The organism is Ancylobacter novellus DSM 506 (genome assembly GCF_000092925.1).
Lineage (GTDB): Bacteria > Pseudomonadota > Alphaproteobacteria > Rhizobiales > Xanthobacteraceae > Ancylobacter > Ancylobacter novellus.
The window spans coordinates 598,214-617,777 of sequence record NC_014217.1 but is presented as its reverse complement, the minus strand read 5'-3'; the positions used below and the strand labels follow the sequence as shown (position 1 = coordinate 617,777).

Annotated in this window: 17 protein-coding genes; 13 read left to right on the top strand and 4 right to left on the bottom strand. The window is 68.5% G+C overall.

Annotated features, from left to right (window positions below; all coding sequences use genetic code 11):
- Positions 1–65: 65 nt before the first annotated feature.
- Positions 66–893 (bottom strand): cytochrome c oxidase subunit II, encoded by an 828-nt coding sequence (gene coxB / locus SNOV_RS02950; RefSeq protein ID WP_013165422.1) that lies wholly within the window; start codon positions 891–893, stop codon positions 66–68.
- A 399-nt stretch (positions 894–1,292) separates the two neighbouring features.
- Between coxB and SNOV_RS02945 the strand changes: the two genes are divergently transcribed.
- The 13 genes from SNOV_RS02945 (at position 1,293) to SNOV_RS02885 (ending at position 16,206) form a co-directional block, all read left to right on the top strand.
- A complete protein-coding gene (locus SNOV_RS02945; RefSeq protein ID WP_013165421.1) occupies positions 1,293–1,808 on the top strand; it encodes an invasion associated locus B family protein in 516 nt (171 codons plus the stop codon).
- Positions 1,809–1,978: 170 nt separating this feature from the next.
- A complete protein-coding gene (locus SNOV_RS02940; RefSeq protein WP_013165420.1) occupies positions 1,979–2,614 on the top strand; it encodes an HAD-IA family hydrolase in 636 nt (211 codons plus the stop codon).
- A 29-nt stretch (positions 2,615–2,643) separates the two neighbouring features.
- Complete coding sequence (gene mutM, locus SNOV_RS02935) at positions 2,644–3,543, top strand: bifunctional DNA-formamidopyrimidine glycosylase/DNA-(apurinic or apyrimidinic site) lyase (RefSeq protein WP_013165419.1); 900 nt, start codon at positions 2,644–2,646, stop codon at positions 3,541–3,543.
- 12 nt (positions 3,544–3,555) lie between these two features.
- Positions 3,556–4,329, top strand: a complete 774-nt coding sequence (locus SNOV_RS02930) for an enoyl-CoA hydratase (protein WP_013165418.1) — start codon at positions 3,556–3,558, stop codon at positions 4,327–4,329.
- Positions 4,330–4,519: 190 nt separating this feature from the next.
- Complete coding sequence (gene rpsT, locus SNOV_RS02925) at positions 4,520–4,786, top strand: 30S ribosomal protein S20 (protein WP_013165417.1); 267 nt, start codon at positions 4,520–4,522, stop codon at positions 4,784–4,786.
- Positions 4,787–5,929: 1,143 nt separating this feature from the next.
- Entirely contained in the window at positions 5,930–7,441 is a 1,512-nt protein-coding gene (gene dnaA, locus SNOV_RS02920; protein WP_013165416.1) for a chromosomal replication initiator protein DnaA, read from the top strand.
- A gap of 224 nt (positions 7,442–7,665) precedes the next feature.
- A complete protein-coding gene (gene dnaN / locus SNOV_RS02915) occupies positions 7,666–8,781 on the top strand; it encodes a DNA polymerase III subunit beta (RefSeq protein WP_013165415.1) in 1,116 nt (371 codons plus the stop codon).
- Positions 8,778–9,935 (top strand): DNA replication/repair protein RecF, encoded by a 1,158-nt coding sequence (gene recF / locus SNOV_RS02910; protein ID WP_013165414.1) that lies wholly within the window; start codon positions 8,778–8,780, stop codon positions 9,933–9,935. Before dnaN ends, recF begins: the two co-directional genes overlap by 4 nt.
- Before the next feature lie 59 nt (positions 9,936–9,994).
- Positions 9,995–10,609, top strand: coding sequence for a LysE family translocator (locus tag SNOV_RS02905; RefSeq protein ID WP_013165413.1), 615 nt, complete (start codon positions 9,995–9,997; stop codon positions 10,607–10,609).
- Positions 10,610–10,666: 57 nt separating this feature from the next.
- Positions 10,667–13,105: a DNA topoisomerase (ATP-hydrolyzing) subunit B gene (gene gyrB / locus SNOV_RS02900; RefSeq protein WP_013165412.1), complete on the top strand. Its 2,439-nt coding sequence runs from the start codon at positions 10,667–10,669 to the stop codon at positions 13,103–13,105.
- Between the two features lie 437 nt (positions 13,106–13,542).
- Entirely contained in the window at positions 13,543–13,938 is a 396-nt protein-coding gene (locus SNOV_RS02895; RefSeq protein WP_013165411.1) for a DUF6152 family protein, read from the top strand.
- Positions 13,939–13,944: 6 nt separating this feature from the next.
- A complete protein-coding gene (locus SNOV_RS02890) occupies positions 13,945–14,436 on the top strand; it encodes a DUF6644 family protein (protein ID WP_013165410.1) in 492 nt (163 codons plus the stop codon).
- Positions 14,437–14,514: 78 nt separating this feature from the next.
- A complete protein-coding gene (locus tag SNOV_RS02885; protein ID WP_013165409.1) occupies positions 14,515–16,206 on the top strand; it encodes a thiamine pyrophosphate-binding protein in 1,692 nt (563 codons plus the stop codon).
- Between the two features lie 17 nt (positions 16,207–16,223).
- Here SNOV_RS02885 and SNOV_RS02880 read toward each other — a convergent pair whose 3' ends face one another.
- From SNOV_RS02880 to SNOV_RS02870, 3 genes are all read right to left on the bottom strand, one after another.
- A complete protein-coding gene (locus tag SNOV_RS02880) occupies positions 16,224–16,790 on the bottom strand; it encodes a hypothetical protein (RefSeq protein ID WP_013165408.1) in 567 nt (188 codons plus the stop codon).
- 59 nt (positions 16,791–16,849) lie between these two features.
- Positions 16,850–18,508, bottom strand: coding sequence for a lysine--tRNA ligase (locus SNOV_RS02875; protein ID WP_013165407.1), 1,659 nt, complete (start codon positions 18,506–18,508; stop codon positions 16,850–16,852).
- A 114-nt stretch (positions 18,509–18,622) separates the two neighbouring features.
- The gene (locus SNOV_RS02870; protein WP_013165406.1) at positions 18,623–19,540 is read right to left on the bottom strand and encodes a transporter substrate-binding domain-containing protein; all 918 of its coding nucleotides are present in this window, start codon (positions 19,538–19,540) and stop codon (positions 18,623–18,625) included.
- Positions 19,541–19,564 lie beyond the last annotated feature (24 nt).

The window sequence follows — 19,564 nt, the reverse complement described above, 5'->3', positions numbered from 1 at the left end:
GAACCGTCCCTCATTCGCGCGTTCGCACGCGCTTCGAAACTTCGATACGCCGAACCGGCGACGCTTTAGCGCGTGGCGGCGACCAGCCCGGCGGCCGGCTCGCTCTGCGCGACCTGAGCCGGCGTGCCGGCGCTGGCGAATTTCTGCTTGGCCTCAGCAACCCAGGTCGCGAATTCCGCCTCGCTCACGACGCGGATCGCGATCGGCATGAAGGCATGGTCGCGCCCGCACAGCTCCGAACACTGGCCATAATACACCCCCTCCTTGGTCGCCTGGAACCAGCTTTCGTTCAGGCGGCCCGGCAGGGCGTCGATCTTCACGCCGAAGGACGGCAGGGCGAAGGAGTGGATCACGTCGGCCGCGGTGACCTGGACGCGCACGATCTTGCCCACCGGCACCACCACCTCGTTGTCGACGGTGAGCAGGCGCGGCTGGTCCGGCTTGAGGTCGGCGGTCTGCACCATCAGGCTGTCGAAGCTGAAGGGACCGTTGTCCGGATACTCGTAGGACCAGTACCACTGGTGCCCCGTCACCTTCACGGTGAGGTCGGCCTTCGGCAGGTCGAGCTGCAGGAACAGCAGACGGAAGGACGGGATCGCGATCGCCACCAGGATCAGCACCGGAATGACCGTCCAAGCCACCTCGATCAGCGTGTTGTGGGTGGTACGGGAAGGCACAGGATTGGCCTTCTCGTTGAACTTGACCATCACGACGATCAGCAGCACCAGCACCAGAAGCACGACGGCGATGATGATCGCGAGCAGGAAGGCGTGGAAGGAGTGGATGCTCTCCATCACCGGAGAGGCCGCTCCCTGAAGATTGATCTGCCACGGCGAGGGCTGCCCCGTGCCCGCCAGCGCCGCTCCCGTGCCGGCGAGCGCCAGCGCCAACATGCCGAAGACACCTCCGGCAAGGCCGGCGGCCGTGCGCGCAGCATTGCGGATCCACGAATTCATCGCGATCGTCACTCCCATCAAATCCCCCGCGACCCGGCCATGGCCATGAAAAGCGCGTGCCGGGCCAGTGGCATTTGATCCTCATCAAACACAAAAAGGACACCTGGGCAACGCGCCACGGCCCCTCCCCTCCTGCGACATGACGTCGGTGGCTGGAAACGTTCTATCTGCGCGACGCACGGCGAAGCCGCCTTCTCGGCCGCATTCTTGACACGGCTCTGAGGCGTTGTACGCGCCCGCTCCGCCGGCCCCGGCAGGGGCTCGGCACGATTCGCCTTGTCCGCCGCTGGCGATTCTTTAGAAGACTTAAGCGACGACACTTTTCGGGAGAGAGCCATGCCCGGCTATGCGGCACTCCGTTCAGCCTTTTTCGCGGTGCTTGCCGCTGCCGCCTTGATTGCCAGCGCGAATGGTGCGGCGGCGCAGGGGGTCGTGCGCTCGGTGCACGGCGAGTGGCAGATTCGCTGCGACACGCCCCCCGGCGCCCAGTCGGAGCAGTGCGTGCTGCTGCAGAGCGTGCAGGCCGACGACCGGCCGAATGTCGGCCTCACCGTCATCGTGCTGAAGACCGTGGACCAGAAGAGCCGGCTGCTGCGGGTGCTCGCCCCGCTCGGCGTGCTGCTGCCCTCCGGCCTCGGTCTGAAGATCGACAATGCCGATGTCGGCCGCGCCGGTTTCGTGCGCTGCGTGCCGAATGGCTGCGTCGCCGAGGTGGTGATGGACGACAAGCTGATCGGCCAGCTGCGCAACGGCCAGAACGCCACCTTCATCGTCTTCCAGACGCCGGAGGAAGGCATCGGCATCCCGCTCAGCCTCAAGGGCTTCGGCGAAGGCTTCGACGCCCTGCCGTGAGGCGGGTGCTGACGACCCCTCGTCCTGACCGCACGCCCTCATCCTGAGGTGCGAGCGGAGCGAGTCTCGAAGGATGCTCGCCAGAAATGCACCCGGACGAACATCCTTCGAGGCCCGGCCTACGCCGGGCACCTCAGGATGAGGATGTTCATGCGGGTCGGCAGGCAACGATGAACGACAGCGCCGAGACTCACACTCCCTCCCCGCCGCGCCTGCTCGTCTTCGACATGGACGACGTGATGCTGCGCTACGACGTCGATGCGCGCCGCGCCGCCATGGCGGGGATGGCGGGGCTGACCGTCGCCGATGTCGAGCGGCTGATCTGGACCAGCGGCATCGAGGACGCCTCCGACACCGGCGAGCTCACGCCCGAGGCCTATGTCACCGCTATCGGCGAGGCGCTGGGCGTGCCGTTCGGGCGTGAGGACTGGCTGCGCACCCGCGCGCTCGCCATGACGCTCGACATGGAGATGGTCAACCTCGTGGCGGCCTTGCGCGAGAGGGTCGCCATCGCGCTGCTGACGAATAACGGCTTCATCATGCGCGAGCATTTCGACGTGTTGGTGCCGGGCCTGCGCGAGCTGTTCGGCCCGGCCATGCATGTCGCCGCCGAGTTCGGCGGCAAGAAGCCCGCTCCCGCCATATATAAAGGTGTCGCCGCTCTCTACGGCGTCGCGCCGGAGGAGGCGGTGATGATCGACGACAAGATCGCCAATGTGGAGGGGGCGCTCGCCGCCGGCCTGCGCGCCCATTGCTTCACCGGCATAGGCGAGCTGAAGCGCTTCCTGCGCGGCCTCTCTATATAAAGAGTGCTTGCTGAGGAATCCGCACCGCCATGCCCGAGTTGCCCGAAGTCGAAACCGTCCGGCGCGGGCTCGCGCCGGTGATGGAGGGACGGCGCATCCTCGCCGCCGTCGCCCGCCGGCCGGACCTGCGCTGGCCGCTGCCCGAGCGCTTCGCCGAGCGACTGACTGGCCGGCGCATCGGCCGGCTTGGCCGCCGCGCCAAATATCTCGTCGCCGACATCGAGCCGCAGGACGGCGCCGCGCCGGAGGTGCTGGTCATGCATCTCGGCATGTCCGGCTCCTTCCGCATCGAGCCGGACGAGGGCGTGCCCTCCGTCCCCGGCGATTTCGTCATGGCCCGCTCCAAGACATCCGCCCACGACCATGTGGCCTTCCGCATGGAGGGCGGCGTCGAGGTCGTCTACAACGACCCGCGCCGCTTCGGCGCCATGCTGCTGGTGCCGCGCGCCGAGCTCGACGCGCACCCGCTGTTCCGCGACATCGGCCCCGAGCCGCTCGGCCCCGGCTTCAACGCCGAGAGCCTCGCCCAGGCGCTGGCCGGACGGCGTACGCCGATCAAGGCGGCGCTGCTCGACCAGAAGGTCGTGGCCGGGCTCGGCAACATCTATGTGTGCGAGGCGCTGCACCGCGCCGGCCTCTCGCCCGAGCGGCAGGCCGCGAGCCTCGTCACCGCCACGGGCAAGCCGACCGCCGCCACGCGCCGGCTGGTCGGCATCGTCCGCGAGGTGCTGGAGGAGGCGATCGCCGCCGGCGGCTCGACGCTGCGCGACCATGCCCAGGTCGACGGCACGCTCGGCTATTTCCAGCACACCTTCCGCGCCTATGACCGCGAGGGCGAGGCCTGCCTCACCCCCGGCTGCCGTGGCACCATCGCCCGGCTTGTGCAGAGCGGGCGCTCCACCTTTTACTGTGCGACATGCCAGCGATAGGAGCCGTGCGCCATGGCCTATGACAACATCCTCGTCGAGACCAACGGGCGCGTCGGCGTCATCACGCTGAACCGGCCGAAGGCGCTCAACGCGCTCAACGCCGCGCTGATCGCCGAGCTCGGCCGGGCGCTCGACATCTTCGAGGCGGATGCCGGCATCGGCTGCATCGTGCTGACCGGCTCGGACCGCGCCTTCGCCGCCGGCGCCGACATCAAGGAGATGCAGGCGCTCACCTTCCCGGGGACCTACGTCGACGACTTCATCACCTCCTGGGAGCGGCTGTCGCGCTGCCGCAAGCCGGTGGTGGCGGCGGTGGCGGGCTATGCGCTGGGCGGCGGCTGCGAGATCGCCATGATGTGCGACATCATCCTCGCCGCCGACAATGCCCGCTTCGGCCAGCCAGAGATCCAGCTCGGCATTATGCCGGGCGCGGGCGGCTCGCAGCGTCTCACCCGCGCGGTCGGCAAGGCCAAGGCGATGGAGATGTGCCTCACCGGGCGCACGCTGACCGCCGAGGAGGCCGACCGCTACGGCCTCGTCTCGCGCGTCGTGCCGCTGGCCTCGCTGCGCGAGGAGGCGATGAAGGTCGCCGACGTCATCGCCGGCCTGTCGCTGCCGGCGATGATGATGGCCAAGGAGAGCGTCAACCGGGCACTCGAGACCACGCTGGCCGAGGGCATCCGATTCGAGCGCCGGCTGTTCCAGGCGCTGTTTGCCACGGCCGACCAGAAGGAGGGCATGGCCGCCTTCGCCGACAAGCGCGGCGCCTCGTTCCAGAACCGCTAACGGTTTGCCTGGACGGCCAGGCGCTCGCGCGGGGCTGCCCCGCGCGCCTTTCATGTTGACGCGGCGGCGCCCCGCGACTATAAGCCCGCCACTCGCGCGGGGCTCCTCCGGGTTGGCCCGGCATCAGCTTTTGCAATCACATTCCGGCACGAACGGCCTGCCGTTCCTGCGACGACGAAGAGGATGGCCGATGGCCAATACGCCCTCCGCCAAGAAGGCGGCTCGCAAGATCGAGCGCCGCACCGAGGTCAACAAGAACCGCCGCTCGCGGATGCGCACCTTCGTGCGCAAGATCGAGGAGGCCATCGCCTCCGGCGACCGCACCGCTGCGGACGTCGCCTTCAAGGCTGCCGAGCCGGAGATCATGCGCGCCGCCCAGAAGGGTGTGCTGCACAAGAACACCGCCTCGCGCAAGGTCTCGCGCCTCGCCCAGCGCCTCGCGAAGCTCGGCGCCTGATCGCACCTCCGCGGTCTGCAACCAAGAGTTTATGAAGCCCGGCCTCGCGGCCGGGCTTTTTGCGTTCGCATCGCGTCGCTCCGCCACCCCCGCCGGGAGGCGTCGGACGATCCCGCCGCCGCTCACGGGCGCTCGGGCACCCTGTTGCAGAACCGTCACATCAGGGCAGTGAGCGGAAATCATCCGGTGCGCAACGGAGCGGGCACCCTTGACTCCCATGGCGCCCCGAAGCAGCCGCAAAACCCGCCCGCCGTCCGACCGGCGGGTTGGCGGTCGCGCAGAGATATACAATATAAATCAATGTCTTGCGATCCACGCGGGACAGACCCTTCCGAATCGGCATGGACTCCCCTCCCCCGCCCCGCGGCAAGTGAAAATTAGCTGCGGAAAGAGCCGTCACGAAGCGTCGCAGAATCTTGCAAGTGACTCAGAGATTTGCCGGCTGATGGTTCTATTTTAGGCGCCTGATTCGGCTTCCGCGGCACTCCGAAGCGGCGCGACGCTCACCAATGGCGTTGCGCAGGCGGGGGGCGCTGTGTATGTTGTCTTCATCCCGGTCCTGCCGGGCACCTCAGCGAAAAGTTGAGTTTTCCAACTGCTCATTTGACGTGAGGAGGACGTTGTGTGCTGTAATCATCACCTATCCTCCTCCATGTTTCGCACCATTTCTGGCGGAACGGCGCGCGCTGCTATGGTTTCCAGAGGGCAGCTGCGGGTGTAGTGCGTAACAGCTTGCGCATATAGTTGCATCCACAAGAATGAAGACTGCTAGGGACGGCAACGATCTTGCCGTGAAGGGGCTGCTATGATTACGCGAACGAACGCGCGAGGGGGTGCGTGCCCAGATTGCATCGCCGGTCCGACGGAGGACGGGCGGATCGGCAAGGAGCTCTGGGACCCCCTGTTGTGTTGCGCTCGTTCCGCACCCGCGGTCTTCCGTGAACCGCCCGGTTGAGGCGGCGGCGCCAGTCGTCTAAGACATCGCCGAGCGATTAACCGACGCGATCGACCGACGACTAGCGCCGGCTCATCACGCTTTCCATTCGCATCGAGGAACCGACCCCGACGGCCGCGCGAGCGGCGTCGCTGCGGCGTCGATCCCTTCGTGCGTCCCAACAACCGCAAAAGAAGCGCGGAGCGATCATGTTCAAGTCCGATGGTATCGAACCCTCAGGCCAGGCCCATTTCTCCGGTCCGGCCTCCAGCGCAGCGGCGCGCGCTGGCAAGGACAGTGACGCCCGCGAGGCAAACCATACCCGCGAAGCCTGGGACCGCGTGCGTCGGCGGCTGCGTGCGGAGATCGGCGAGGAAGTCTATTCGAGCTGGTTCCCCCGGCTCGAGCTGGACGGCGTGCAGGGCGGCATCGTGCGGCTCTCCGTGCCGACGCGCTTCCTCAAGACCTGGATCCAGCAGCACTATATCGACCGCCTGTCCGCGCTCTGGCAGGAGGAAGCCTCCGCCGCGCGCGTCGAATTGATCGTGCGCACCGCGGTGCTGCGCGCCCCCGGCACGGGCTCTGCGACCATCCGTAGCGTGACGCCCGCCGTCCGCGTCGTCGCCACAGAGCCGGCCGCAGCGGTCGCCGTCTCCGCCAATCCGGCGGAAGTGGCGAACGGTTCGCCGCTCGACCCGCGCCTGACCTTCGCGAGCTACCGGCTCGGCGAATCCAACCGCCTCGCCCATGCGGCGGCGCAGAAGGTGGCGGGCGCCCCGGCCGGCAGCGGCCCGGTGTTCAACCCGCTCTATCTCCATGCCGCGGTCGGTCTCGGCAAGACGCATCTCCTGCAGGCCATCGCCGCCGCCGGCGCCGAGAACGGGCGCCGCGTCGTCTACCTGACCGCCGAGCGCTTCATGTACGGCTTCGTCGCCGCGCTGAAGAGCCAGTCGGCGCTCGCCTTCAAGGAGCAGCTGCGCGGCATCGACACGCTGGTGATCGACGACCTGCAGTTCCTGCAGGGCAAGAGCGTGCAGCAGGAATTCTGCCACACCCTCAACGCGCTGATGGATTCCGGCCGCCAGGTGGTGATCGCCGCCGACCGTCCCCCGGCCGAGCTCGACGCGCTGGAGGAGCGGGTGCGCTCGCGCCTCGCCGGCGGCCTGGTGGTGGAGATCGCCCCGCTCGACGAGGAGCTGAAACTGGAGATCCTGGCGGCCCGCACCGCCTCGCTCGGCCAGCAGCATCCCGGCTTCAACGTCCCCGGCGACGTGCTCGGCTTCATCGCCCGCCATTGCGGGCAGAACGGGCGCGACCTCGACGGCGCGCTCAACCGCCTGCTGGCGCATAACCAGCTCACCTCCCGCGCCATCACGCTCGAAATGGCCGAGACCGCGGTGCGCGACCTCGTGCGCTCGGGCGAGCCCAAGCGCGTGCGGGTCGACGACATCCTGCGCATCGTCGCCAAGCACTACAATGTCAGCCGCGCCGACATCCTCTCGCAGCGCCGCACGGCGAATGTCGTGAAGCCGCGGCAGATCGCGATGTACCTCGCCAAGACGCTGACCCTGCGCTCGCTGCCGGAGATCGGCCGGCGCTTCGGCGGGCGCGACCACACCACCGTGCTGCATGCGGTGCGCAAGATCGACGGGCTGGTGGGCACCGACCGCGCCCTCGCCGAAGAGGTCGAGACGCTCAAGCGGCTCGTCAGCGACGAGTGAGAAGCGGCGCGCTAGCGCCCCTTCCCCGCAATCACCGCAGATTTCCCCACTAATTCGGCACATCTTCCGGGTGCGCCGCTTGCGTTGCAGCAGCGGTGACGGCAATGTCGTCGCCCCCGGCGGCGCGCCCGCGCCGCCCGCCCGGGGCGCGTTGCCGGGCCGCGCCCGCGCCAGCCGCGCTCCGTGCGCGTTCCTTTTCTCGTAAAGCCACGGGTGTCGCGGCCATGAAGGTCACCGTCGAGCGGGCCGAGTTGCTCAAGTCTCTGGCCCACGTCCATCGTGTCGTCGAGCGGCGCAACACCATCCCGATCCTCGCCAATGTGCTGATGCGCACGGATGCGCGCGGGCTCGCCTTGCGCGCCACCGACCTCGACATCGAGATCGTCGAGACCATCGCCGCGGAAGTAGGCCAGGAAGGCGCCACTACCGTGCCGGCGCACACCATCTACGACATCGTGCGCAAGCTGCCCGAGGGCGCGCAGGTGCAGATCGAGACCTCCGGCGACCGCGGCACGCTGACCGTGCGCGCCGGGCGCTCGCGCTTCGCGCTGCAGACGCTACCGGAGACCGAGTTCCCGGATCTCGCCGCCGGCGAGATGACGCACCGCTTCACCCTGCCCGCGGGCGAACTGAAGCGCCTCGTCGACAAGACCCAGTTCGCCATCTCGACCGAAGAGACCCGCTATTATCTCAACGGCATCTACCTGCACGTCGCCGATGCCAGCGGCCCGGTGCTGCGCGCGGTGGCGACCGACGGCCACCGCCTCGCCCAGGCGCAGACCACCGCGCCGGCGGGCGCGACGGGCATGCCGGGCGTCATCGTGCCGCGCAAGGCGGTCGCCGAGATCCAGCGCCTCGCCGAGGATGCCGAGGCCGAGGTGACGGTGGAGCTCTCCACCGCCAAGATCCGCGTCTCGCTCGACCGCGTGGTGCTGACCTCCAAGCTGATCGACGGCACCTTCCCGGACTATGGCCGCGTCATCCCGCTCGGTAACGACAAGACCCTCGTCGTCGACAAGGCCGACTTCGCCTCGGCGGTCGACCGCGTGTCGACGGTGGCTAGCGAGCGCGGGCGGGCGGTGAAGCTCTCGATCGGCGACGGCAAGCTGACCCTCTCGGTCACCAATCCGGATTCGGGCAGCGCGACCGAGGAAATCGAGGTCGAATACGCGGCCGAGCCGATCGATATCGGCTTCAACAGCCGCTATCTGCTCGACATCACCTCGCAGATCGAAGGCGGCACGGCCGAGCTCAAGCTCGCCGATCCGGGGTCGCCCACGCTGGTGCAGGACCCGGAGAAGCGCGGCGCGCTCTATGTGCTGATGCCGATGCGCGTGTGAGCCGCACACGTCTCACCCGCCTGCGGCTGACGGATTTCCGCAGCTATCACCATGCCGATATCCGGGCCGGCGACGGCCCGGTGGTGCTGGTCGGCCCGAACGGCGCCGGCAAGACCAATCTGTTGGAGGCCATCTCGCTGCTGGCGCCGGGCCGCGGCCTGCGCCGGGCCTCGCTCGACCAGTTCGCCGCCCGCGGGCCGGAGGGCACTCAGGCGGCCGGATGGGCGGTCTCGGCCGTGGTCGAGGGCGCCTATGGCGAAGTGACGCTCGGCACCGGGCTTGAGGCCGACGCCGGCGAGGCGCGCTCGCGCCGCTGCCGCATCGACGGCGAGCCGGTAGGCTCGGCCGCCGCCTTCGCCGATCATGTGCGCGTGGTCTGGCTCACCCCCGACATGGACGGGCTGTTCACCGGCCCGCCCTCCGAGCGCCGGCGCTTCCTCGACCGGCTGGTGCTGGCGGTCGACGCCGAGCATGGCGCGCGGGTCAACGCGCTGGAGCGTGCGCTGCGCTCGCGCAACCGGCTGCTGGAGGAGCCTTCCACCGATCCGCGCTATCTCGACGCGGTCGAGCACGAACTGGCAGCGCTGGCGGTGGCGGTAGCTGCCGCAAGACTTGAAACCGTGCGCCGCCTTGCCGCCAATATCGCGCAAAGCCGCGACGACACCTCGCTCTTCCCCTGGGCCAGCGTGGCGCTGGAGGGCGAGGTGGAGCGCGCGCTTGCCCGCGAGCCGGCGACCGTGGTCGAGGACCAGTACCGCCTCGCTTTGCGCGCTTCCCGCCCGCGCGACCGCGCCGCCGGCCGCACGCTGGAGGGCCCGCATCTCACAGACCTGCTCGTCGGCCACGGGCCGAAGGCAATCCCCGCCGCGCAAGGCTCCACCGGCGAGCAGAAGGCGCTGCTGATCGGACTGGCGCTCGCCCATGCCCGCCTCGTCGGCGAGATGGCCGGCATGGCGCCGGTGATGCTGCTCGACGACGTCGTCGCCTATCTCGACCCCGCCCGCCGTGCCGCCCTGTTCGAGGCGCTGGAGGCGCTGGGCAGCCAGGTCTGGATGACCGGCGCCGACCCTTCCGCCTTCGTGGCGCTGGGCGCGCGGGCCGAGCGCTTCGAGGTGCGGCCGGGGCAGGTCCTGTCAAGCGGCGCCGCATCCTGAGGATGCATTCGCGTAAAGCAGCACTTGACCTCTCGCGCGCGTGCGCGCACGAGAGGGGCATGGGCATTCTCGACCTCGTCGTCTTCGCCGCCGCCTTGGCGCTGGCCGCCGCCTCGCCGGGACCGAGCGTGATCGCGCTCGTCGCCCGCACGCTGGTGCGCGGGCGCGAGGGCGCCGCGCTGCTGGTCGCCGGCATCGTGCTCGGCGACATGGTGTGGCTCGCTGGCGCGGCGCTGGGCCTTGCCGCGCTCGCCGTCACGCTGGGCTCCCTGTTCTTCCTTGTGCGGCTGGCTGCGGCTGCCTATCTGATCTATCTCGCCTACAAGCTGTGGACGGCGCCGGCGCAGCCCGCGGAAGCGGCGGAGATCCGTGAGGCGGATTCCCGCGCGGGCCTGTTCCTCACCGGGCTGGGGATGACGCTGGGCAACCCGAAGGCCATGGCCTTCTACCTCGCTCTGCTGCCGAGTATCGTCGACCTCAACCATTTGACGATGCTTGGCTTTGCCGAGCTCTGCGGCGTCATCTCGGTGGTGCTGACCCTCGTGTTCGGCAGCTATGTGGCCCTCGCCCACCGGGCGCGGCACCTCGCCGCCAGCCCGCGCGGCATAAGGCTGATCAACCGGACCTGCGGCACGGCGATGGCCGGCGCCGCCGTTCTGGTGGCCACGAAATAACCGCGCCGTTGCGCTAGAAAAGACAAGTCAATTCAACCGATTCGAAGAGCTGATCCCATGGCCGATTCCGACAACGCCGCGACCCCGTCTTCCAACGGCGAGGACTACGGCGCGCAGTCGATCCAGGTGCTGCGCGGGCTGGACGCCGTGCGCAAGCGCCCGGGCATGTATATCGGCGACACCGATGACGGCTCAGGCCTGCACCACATGGTCTACGAGGTGGTGGACAACGCCATCGACGAGGCGCTGGCCGGCTATGCCGACGAGGTGACGGTGACGCTCAACGCCGACGGCTCGGTCACCGTGACCGACAATGGCCGCGGCATCCCGACCGACATCCATGCCGAGGAAGGCGTCTCGGCGGCCGAGGTCATCATGACCCAGCTCCATGCCGGCGGTAAATTCAACCAGAATTCCTACAAGGTCTCCGGCGGCCTGCACGGCGTCGGCGTCTCGGTGGTGAACGCACTGTCCACCACGCTCGACCTGACCATCTGGCGCAACGGGCTGGAGCATCACATCCGCTTCCGCCACGGCGACGCCGAGGCACCGCTGGCGGTGAAGGGCCCGGCGCCCGAGGGCCGGCGCGGCACCATGGTCACCTTCGTGCCGAGCCCGGACACCTTCACCCATATCGAATTCGACTACGCCACGCTGGAACATCGCCTGCGCGAACTCGCCTTCCTCAATTCCGGCGTGCGCATCGTGCTGACCGATGCGCGCCACCCGGAGGTGAAGCGCGAGGAGATGATGTATGAGGGCGGCGTCGAAGCCTTCGTGCAGTATCTCGACCGCTCCAAGCAGGCTTTGCTGCCCAAGCCCATCGTCATCCGCGCGGAGAAGGACGGCATCGCCGTCGAATGCGCGATGTCGTGGAACGACAGCTACCACGAGAACGTGCTCTGCTTCACCAACAACATCCCGCAGCGCGACCGCGGCACGCATTTCACCGGCTTCGCCGCCGCGCTGACGCGCCAGGTCATCGGCTATTCCGAGCGCTCGGGCATCGCCAAGAAGGAGAAGGTCGAGCCGACCGGCGAGGATTGCCGCGAGGGCCTGACCGCCGTCCTGTCGGTGAAGGTGCCGGACCCGAAATTCTCCTCGCAGACCAAGGACAAGCTGGTCTCCTCCGAGGTGCGCCCTGTCGTCGAGGCGCTGGTGAACGAGGCACTCGGCAGCTGGCTTGAGGAGCATCCGGCCGAGAGCAAGAGCCTCGTCACCAAGGTGGTCGAGGCCGCCGCCGCGCGCGAGGCCGCCCGCAAGGCGCGCGAGCTCACCCGCCGCAAGAACCCGCTCGACGTCGCCTCCCTGCCCGGCAAGCTCGCCGACTGCCAGGAGCGCGACCCGGCCAAGTCCGAGCTCTTCATCGTCGAGGGCGACTCGGCCGGCGGCTCGGCCAAGATGGGCCGCAACCGCGCCTTCCAGGCCATCCTGCCGCTGCGCGGCAAGATCCTGAACGTGGAGCGCGCCCGCTTCGACAAGATGCTGTCCTCCGAGCAGATCGGTACGCTGATCACCGCGCTCGGCACCGGCATCGGCCGCGACGACTTCAACGTCGACAAGCTGCGCTACCACAAGATCATCATCATGACAGACGCGGACGTGGACGGCTCCCACATCCGCACGCTTCTGCTTACCTTCTTCTTCCGGCAGATGCCGGATCTACTCGATCGCGGCCATGTCTACATCGCCCAGCCGCCGCTCTATAAGGTCACGCGCGGCAAGTCCGAGCAGTATCTGAAGGACGAGCGCTCGCTCGAGGACTACCTGATCGACCAGGGTCTCGACGAGGCCGCGCTGCATCTCGCCTCCGGCGAGGTGCGGGTCGGCGCCGACCTGCACCACGTGCTGGAGAGCACCCGCTCCTTCCGCAACGTGATGAACGGGCTGCACCCCCGCTACAACCGCGCCGTGGTCGAGCAGGCGGCGATCGCCGGCGCCTTCGCGCCGGGGCTGCTCATCGAGGAGGAACGCGCCGCTGCGGTCGCCGCCGAGGTGGCGCGGCGCCTCGACCTCATCGCCGAGGACACCGAGCGCGGCTGGACCGGCGAGGCCGACGGCTCCGGTTACAGATTCTCCCGCACCGTGCGCGGCGTGAAGGAAGTCGCCGTGCTCGACGCCACCTTCGTCGGCTCGGCCGAGGCGCGCCGTCTCGACAGCCTCTCCGCCGAGCTGCAGGAAGTCCACGCCGAGCCGGCGACGCTGCGCCGCAAGGGCAACGACACGCTGGTCTTCGGGCCGATGGACCTGTTCGACGCCGTCACCGACGCCGGTCGCAAGGGCATCGCGCTGCAGCGCTACAAGGGCCTCGGCGAGATGAACGCCGAGCAGCTCTGGGAGACCACGCTCGACGTCAACGCCCGCTCGCTGCTGCAGGTGAAAGTAAAGGAGGTCGCCGACGCCGACGACCTGTTCAACCGCCTGATGGGCGACGTCGTCGAGCCCCGCCGCGAGTTCATCCAGGACAACGCACTGCGCGCCAGCGTGGACGTGTAAAGCTCCTCGTTCCCACTATCCGTCATCCCGGACGGCCAAAGGCCGATCCGGGATCGTTCCGTCCTCCGAGCCCTGTCACAGATCGACCTCATCCTGAGGTGCGAGCGCAGCGAGCCTCGAAGGATGCTCGTGAGAGCGCACCTGGACGAGCATCCTTCGAGGCCGCCTTCGGCGGCACCTCAGGATGAGGTGGTTCGAGGATGGAAGGCAGGAGGGGAGCCGATGCTCCGCCCCCCACCATTCGTCATCCCGGCCGAAGCGAAGCGGAGAGCCGGGATCGCTCTCCAATTGCTTGGCGATCCCGGATCGGGCTGACGGCCGTCCGGGAGGACGGCCCCAGAGAGCCCCACTGTCAAAGATGTGAGCCTTGCCCGGCTCGCCCTGTCGTACACCCGCGCCATAGTCTGGAGCGACTTCCGCAACGACAGGAGCCGCCCATGTCGACCGCGATCCGCCTTCCCTCCCTTCGCGTTTCCGCCCTCACGCTTGCCGGCGCGCTCGCCTTCGTCACGCCGGCACTTGCTCATCACGGCTGGAGCTGGGCCGAGTCCGAGCAGATGACGCTGCAGGGCACCATCAAGACCATCTCCATGTCGCCGCCGCACCCGACGCTGCACGTCACCGCGAGCGACGGCGTGGTGTGGCAGGTCGATCTCGGCAATCCGCGCCAGACCGCCGATTCCGGCTTCACCGGCGACACAGCGAAACCGGGTGATGCCATCACCGTGCTGGGCAACCGCGACCGCGATTCCGCAAAACCGCACATGAAGGCGGTGCGCCTCACCCTGGCCGGCAAGAATTACGACATGTACCCGGAGCGGATCACCAACTAACCGCAGATGGAGCTGTCGAGCCTCGTCGCCCCGCTTGTCACTGCTTTGGGAAGCTGGCCCGGCGCCCGCTGGCTGCAGGGCTCGGGCACGGCGTACCTCTTCGTCAACGCGACGCATGTGCTCGGCATCTCGCTGCTGCTCGGCTCGATACTCGTGCTGGATTTGAAGCTGCTCGGCGGGCTGCGCGGCGTGCCGCTCGCCGTTCTCGGCCCGCTCAATGTGCGCGTCGCCGCGTGCGGCGTGGCACTGGCATTTGCTACGGGCTTCTGGCTGTTCACCGTCCAGCCGCGCGAATATGTCGGCAACCCCGCCTTCCTGATCAAGCTCGGCCTGATCGCCCTCGCCTTGGCCAATGTCGGCGTGCAGCACGCCAACCCGGCCTATGGGCGCGCGCTCGAAGGCGCCACGGTCAGCGCCGGGGTGCGGGTATCGGCGGCGGCCTCGGCGCTGCTCTGGCTCGCTGTTCTGGTGTCCGGCCGCTGGATCGGCTTCGTGTGAGATCGGCGAAAGGTCCACTCGCGCCGTCCGCTCCACGGCACTAGAGTGCCCCGCCTCTCCTCGCGTCGAGTTGTCATCATGAACGCTGCCCATTCCCCCTCCGCCCGCACCGGCGCCCATCTCCTCGTCGACGCCCTGATCGCCAACGGCGTCACGCGCGCCTTCGGCGTGCCGGGCGAGAGCTATCTCGACGTGCTCGACGCGCTCTCCGACACCGAGGTCGACTTCGTCGTCTGCCGGCAGGAGGGCGGCGCGGCGATGATGGCCGAGGCGTCGGGCAAGCTCACCGGGCGGCCGGGCATCTGCTTCGTCACTCGCGGGCCGGGCGCCACCAATGCCAGCGCCGGCGTGCACATCGCCCAGCAGGATTCGACGCCTATGATCCTGTTCGTCGGCCAGATCTCGCGCTCCATGCGCGGGCGCGAGGCGTTCCAGGAGGTCGACTACCGTGCCGTGTTCGGCACGCTGGCCAAATGGGCGGTGGAGATCGACGAGGCCGCGCGCATCCCGGAGATCATCGCCCGCGCCTTCCGCGTCGCCATGCAGGGCCGGCCCGGCCCGGTGGTCATCGCCTTGCCCGAGGATGTGCTGAGCGAATATGCCGACGTGCCGGACGCGCCGCCGGTGGAGCCCGCCGAGACCTGGCCGGGACTGACCGACATGATGCGGCTGCAGAAGCTGCTCTGGGAGGCCGAGCGGCCGATCATGATCGTCGGCGGCACGCGCTGGAACCCGAAGGCGGTCGCCGCCCTCGTGCGCTTCGCCGAGCGCTGCGACCTGCCGGTCGCCGTCAGCTTCCGGCGGCAGATGCTCTTTCCCGCCGACCATCCCTGCTATGCCGGCGACGTCGGGCTCGGCATCAACCCGAAGCTGGTCGGCCGGCTGAAGGAGGCCGACCTCGTCATCGTCGCCGGCGGGCGGCTCGGCGAGGTTCCCTCGCAGGGCTACAGCCTCTTTCCCATCCCCGATCCGGGCGTGCCCTTCGTGCATGTGCACGCGGAGGCTGACGAGCTCGGCCGCGTCTACCAGCCGACGCTCGCCATCAACGCCTCCAATGCCGCCTTCGCCGCAGCGCTGGAGGGCGTGCAGCCGCCGCATGTCGTGCCGTGGGACGACTGGCGCGAGGCGGTGCGCGACGACTATCTCGCCTGGACCGAGGAGCCGCCCGCGAACCCCGGCGCGGTGCAGATGGCGACGCTGGTGCGCTATCTGCGCGCCCTGCCGGACGACACGACGATCTGCAACGGCGCCGGCAACTTCGCCACCTGGGTGCACCGCTTCCACCGCTTCCGCGCCTATGGCACGCAGCTCGCGCCGACCTCGGGCTCGATGGGCTACGGCTTCCCGGCAGCGGTGGCGGCCAAGCGCGCCCACCCCGAGCGCACCGTGGTCGCGGTCTGCGGTGACGGCGATTTCCTCATGACCGGGCAGGAGTTCGCCACCGCCGTGCAGTACGGCATCCCGGTGATCGCGGTGGTGATCGACAACGGCATGTACGGCACCATCCGCATGCATCAGGAGCGCGAATTCCCCACCCGCGTCTACGGCACGGCGCTGAAGAATCCCGACTTCGCCGCCTATGCCCGCGCCTTTGGCGGCTTCGGCGTGACGGTGGAGACGGATGCGGAGTTCACCCCCGCGCTCGAGGCCGCCCTCGCCGCCGGCCTGCCGGCGGTGGTGCATGTGAAGCTCGACCCGGAAGCGATCACGCCGACCATGACGCTGAGCGCCCTGCGCGAGAAGGCGCTGGCCGACCGTTCAGTGGGGTGAGACGCGGCCCTGCTGCTTCAGTGCGAGGCGGACGGCCGCGCCGCCTCGTAGGCCACGACGGAAATATCCGCATGGGCGAGGCGCCGGTAGAGCCGGCGCTCGCGCACCAGCGGCCACCAGTCGAACAGGAAGATCTCCATCGGCCGCCAGTTCGCTACCCATCCGAGGATGACGAGGCCTTCCATCACCACCTCGGCGAGGCGGGAGCCGGGAAACAGGCCGACGAGGAACTGGCCGACGACGAGGCAAACGCCCAGCACGATCAGGCCGATCAGCAGCATCTTGCGGCCGAGTGCGAAAAGATGCGCCAGGTCGGAGCTGCGCCGCTCCGCCTGCCGCTCGAAATGCCGCTGCATGATGCCCGGCAGGCCGAGAGCCCGCTCGCTGCCGGTCACCGCCGCGGGCAGATGGATGGCGATGGCGAGGCGGTGGCCGGGCGCGGTCTCGGCAGCATGCTCGCAGATATATTCGTCAACGTCGCCGTCGAGCCCACGCTCGCGGAACGGATAAGGGTCGAGCATGTCGAGCAACTGCTGCGGGTCGTCCACCCGCAGATCGATCCGGCCCTTTTCACGCTTCGCCATACGATGTCCCCGCCGCGCCGATCCCTCTTCGAATCGGCGCGGTCGGTATCAGATTGCGCCTACGCGGCGCCTGCCGCCAGTTCGCCCGCCAGCGCACGGGCGATGAGCGCGCGGGTCTCCGGAATGCCGTAGGCGGCGACGAAGGAGCCGAAGCGTGGCCCTTCCTTCTCGCCCAGCAGCAGCTCGTAGAGCGCGCTGAACCAGAGGAACGACACGCCCGGCCCGCCTTCCGGTCCCTTGCGCTTCATATCCTGGTAGCGCGGCTCGGCGCGGCCGACATCGAGCACGGCGTTCTGGATCGCGTCGCGGTCCGAACCGTCGAGCGGCGCCAGGGCGGCATCGAGCGCGGCGAGCGCCTTCGCCTCCACCTCGTCCGGCAGACGGAAGGTGCGGCGCGGCTTCACCCGGTCGACGAAGTAGCGCACGGCATAGTCGGCGAGCTTGTCGACGGTCGGGTGCGTGGCCGGCGAGGTGCCGGGCGCGTAGCGCTGGATGAAGCGCCACAGCACCGACTTGTCCTCGGCATTGGAGGCCGAGGCGAGCTTCAGCATCAGCCCGAAGGTCAGCGGCAGCTCCTCCACCGGCGGGTTGCCGGAGTGGATGTGCCAAACCGGATTGCCGAGCCGGTTCTTCCAATCTTGCACGGGATAGCGGGCGAGGAAGTTGAAATACTCGTCCACCGCCTTCGGGATGACGTCGAAATGCAGCTTCTTGGCCGAGCGCGGCGACTGGAACATGTAGAGCGCCAGGCTCTCCGGGCTGGCATAGGTCAGCCACTCGTCGATGGTCAGGCCGTTGCCCTTCGACTTCGAGATCTTCTGGCCGTTCTCGTCGAGGAACAGCTCGTAGACGTAGTGCTCCGGCGCCGTGCCGCCGAGGATCTCGCAGATCGCGTCATAGATCGGCGCGTTGGTCTGGTGGTCCTTGCCGAACATCTCGAAATCGACGTCGAGCGCCGCCCAGCGGGCGCCGAAATCCGGCTTCCACTGCAGCTTCACCTGCCCGCCGGTGACCGGCACGGTCTTGTCCACCCCATCCTCGTCGGTGAAGGTGATAGTGCCCGCCTTGGCGTTCACCTCCTTCAGCGGCACATAAAGCACGCGGCCCGAGGTCGGCGAGATCGGCAGGAAGGGCGAATAGGTCGCCTGCCTCTCCTCGCCCAGCGTCGGCAGCATCACTTCCATGATGGCGTCGTACTTCTCGGCCGCCTTCAGCAGCACCGCGTCGAGCTTGCCGGACTTGTAGTAGTCGGTGGCGCTGGCGAACTCGTAGTCGAAGCCGAACGTGTCGAGGAAGCGCCGCAGCATCGCGTTGTTGTGGTCGCCGAACGACGCAAAACCGCCGCCGAACGGGTTCGGCACCGCGGTGAGCGGCATCTGCAGATAGGGGCGCAGCGCGACGGGATCCGGCACGTTCTCCGGAATCTTGCGCATGCCGTCCATGTCGTCGGAGAAGCACAACAGCCGCGTCGGGATCTTGTCCTCGGTCAGCACGCGGAAGGCGTGGCGCACCATGGTGGTGCGCGCCACCTCGCCGAAGGTGCCGATATGCGGCAGGCCCGACGGGCCGTAGCCGGTCTCGAACAGGACTTCGGATTTCGGCTTCCGCTTCAGGCGCTCGACGATCTTGCGGGCCTCCTCGAACGGCCACGCGCCGGCGTTCTCCGCCAGCTCATGCAGTTCGGCTGCAACATCTTCGACCTGAGCGGTCGCCGTCATGGTCTGCCCTCCTGGGCTACGCGAGAAACTGGGCTATGCGAAAACGGAAAAAGCGCCGTCAAGGCGCTGCGGCATGGTCTAGGTAGTGCGGCCGGCCGCGTCAATAAACGCGGGTCAATAAACGCTGATCGGGAACCAGCGCAGATAGAGGTCGGTATAGACCCCCTCCTCCCAGAGCTGGCCCAGCGCGTAGTTGAGCGACTGGCGCAGCGCCTCGTTGCCGCGCTTCACCGCGATGCCCATGCCTTCGCCGAAATAGAGGCTCTCGGTGAAGGGGCCGCCGACGAAGGCGCAGCAATTGTTGGAGGCGGTGCCGTTGAGCCAGAGCCCCAGCTGCACGCCGTCGCCGAAGATGAGGTCGACGTCGCCCTTCTGCAGCGCGGCGCGCACCGTCTCGGAATCGGCGTAGGGCTTAATGGCGATCTCGCCGAAGAAGTCGCGCAGATAGGCCTCGTGCGAGGTGTCGGCCACCACGCCGACCGACTTGGAGGCGAGCACGTACGGCGTGACCTGGGTCGCCGCATCGCCACGCCGGGCGACGAAGCGCGCCGGCGAGCGGAAATAGCGGTCGGTGAAATCGAGCTTCTCCCGGCTCGCCGGAGTGATGGCGAGGCCGGCGATGGCAGCATCCGCCTTGCCCGTCTCCAGCGCCTCGACCAGAGCGTCGAAGGGCATCACTTCCAGCGTGCAGCGGATGGCGAGTTCGGTGCAGATGGCGCGGGCAACGTCGACGTTGAAGCCGATCGGCCGGCCGTCCTCGCCGCGGAAGCTGAACGGGGGATAGTCGTCCGTCGTCACGAAGCGTATCTGCGTCGGCAGACGGGTGACGTCGGGCCGCTCCGGCCGACGCTTGGGGTCCCAGAAGCCCGGCACCGCCACCGTCGGCAGGGCCTTGGCGGACGCGGCATCGGGCTGGGTGGCCGCCTGCGCCGACGCCGCGCCGGCGACGGCGGATGAAAGCGCCGCGGCGAGCAGGCCGGCGGCCAGCCATTTTGCCGCCAGGGACTTAACTACCGGAACAAAATACCGCACACTGGCCTCGCGCTTGGTTCGGCA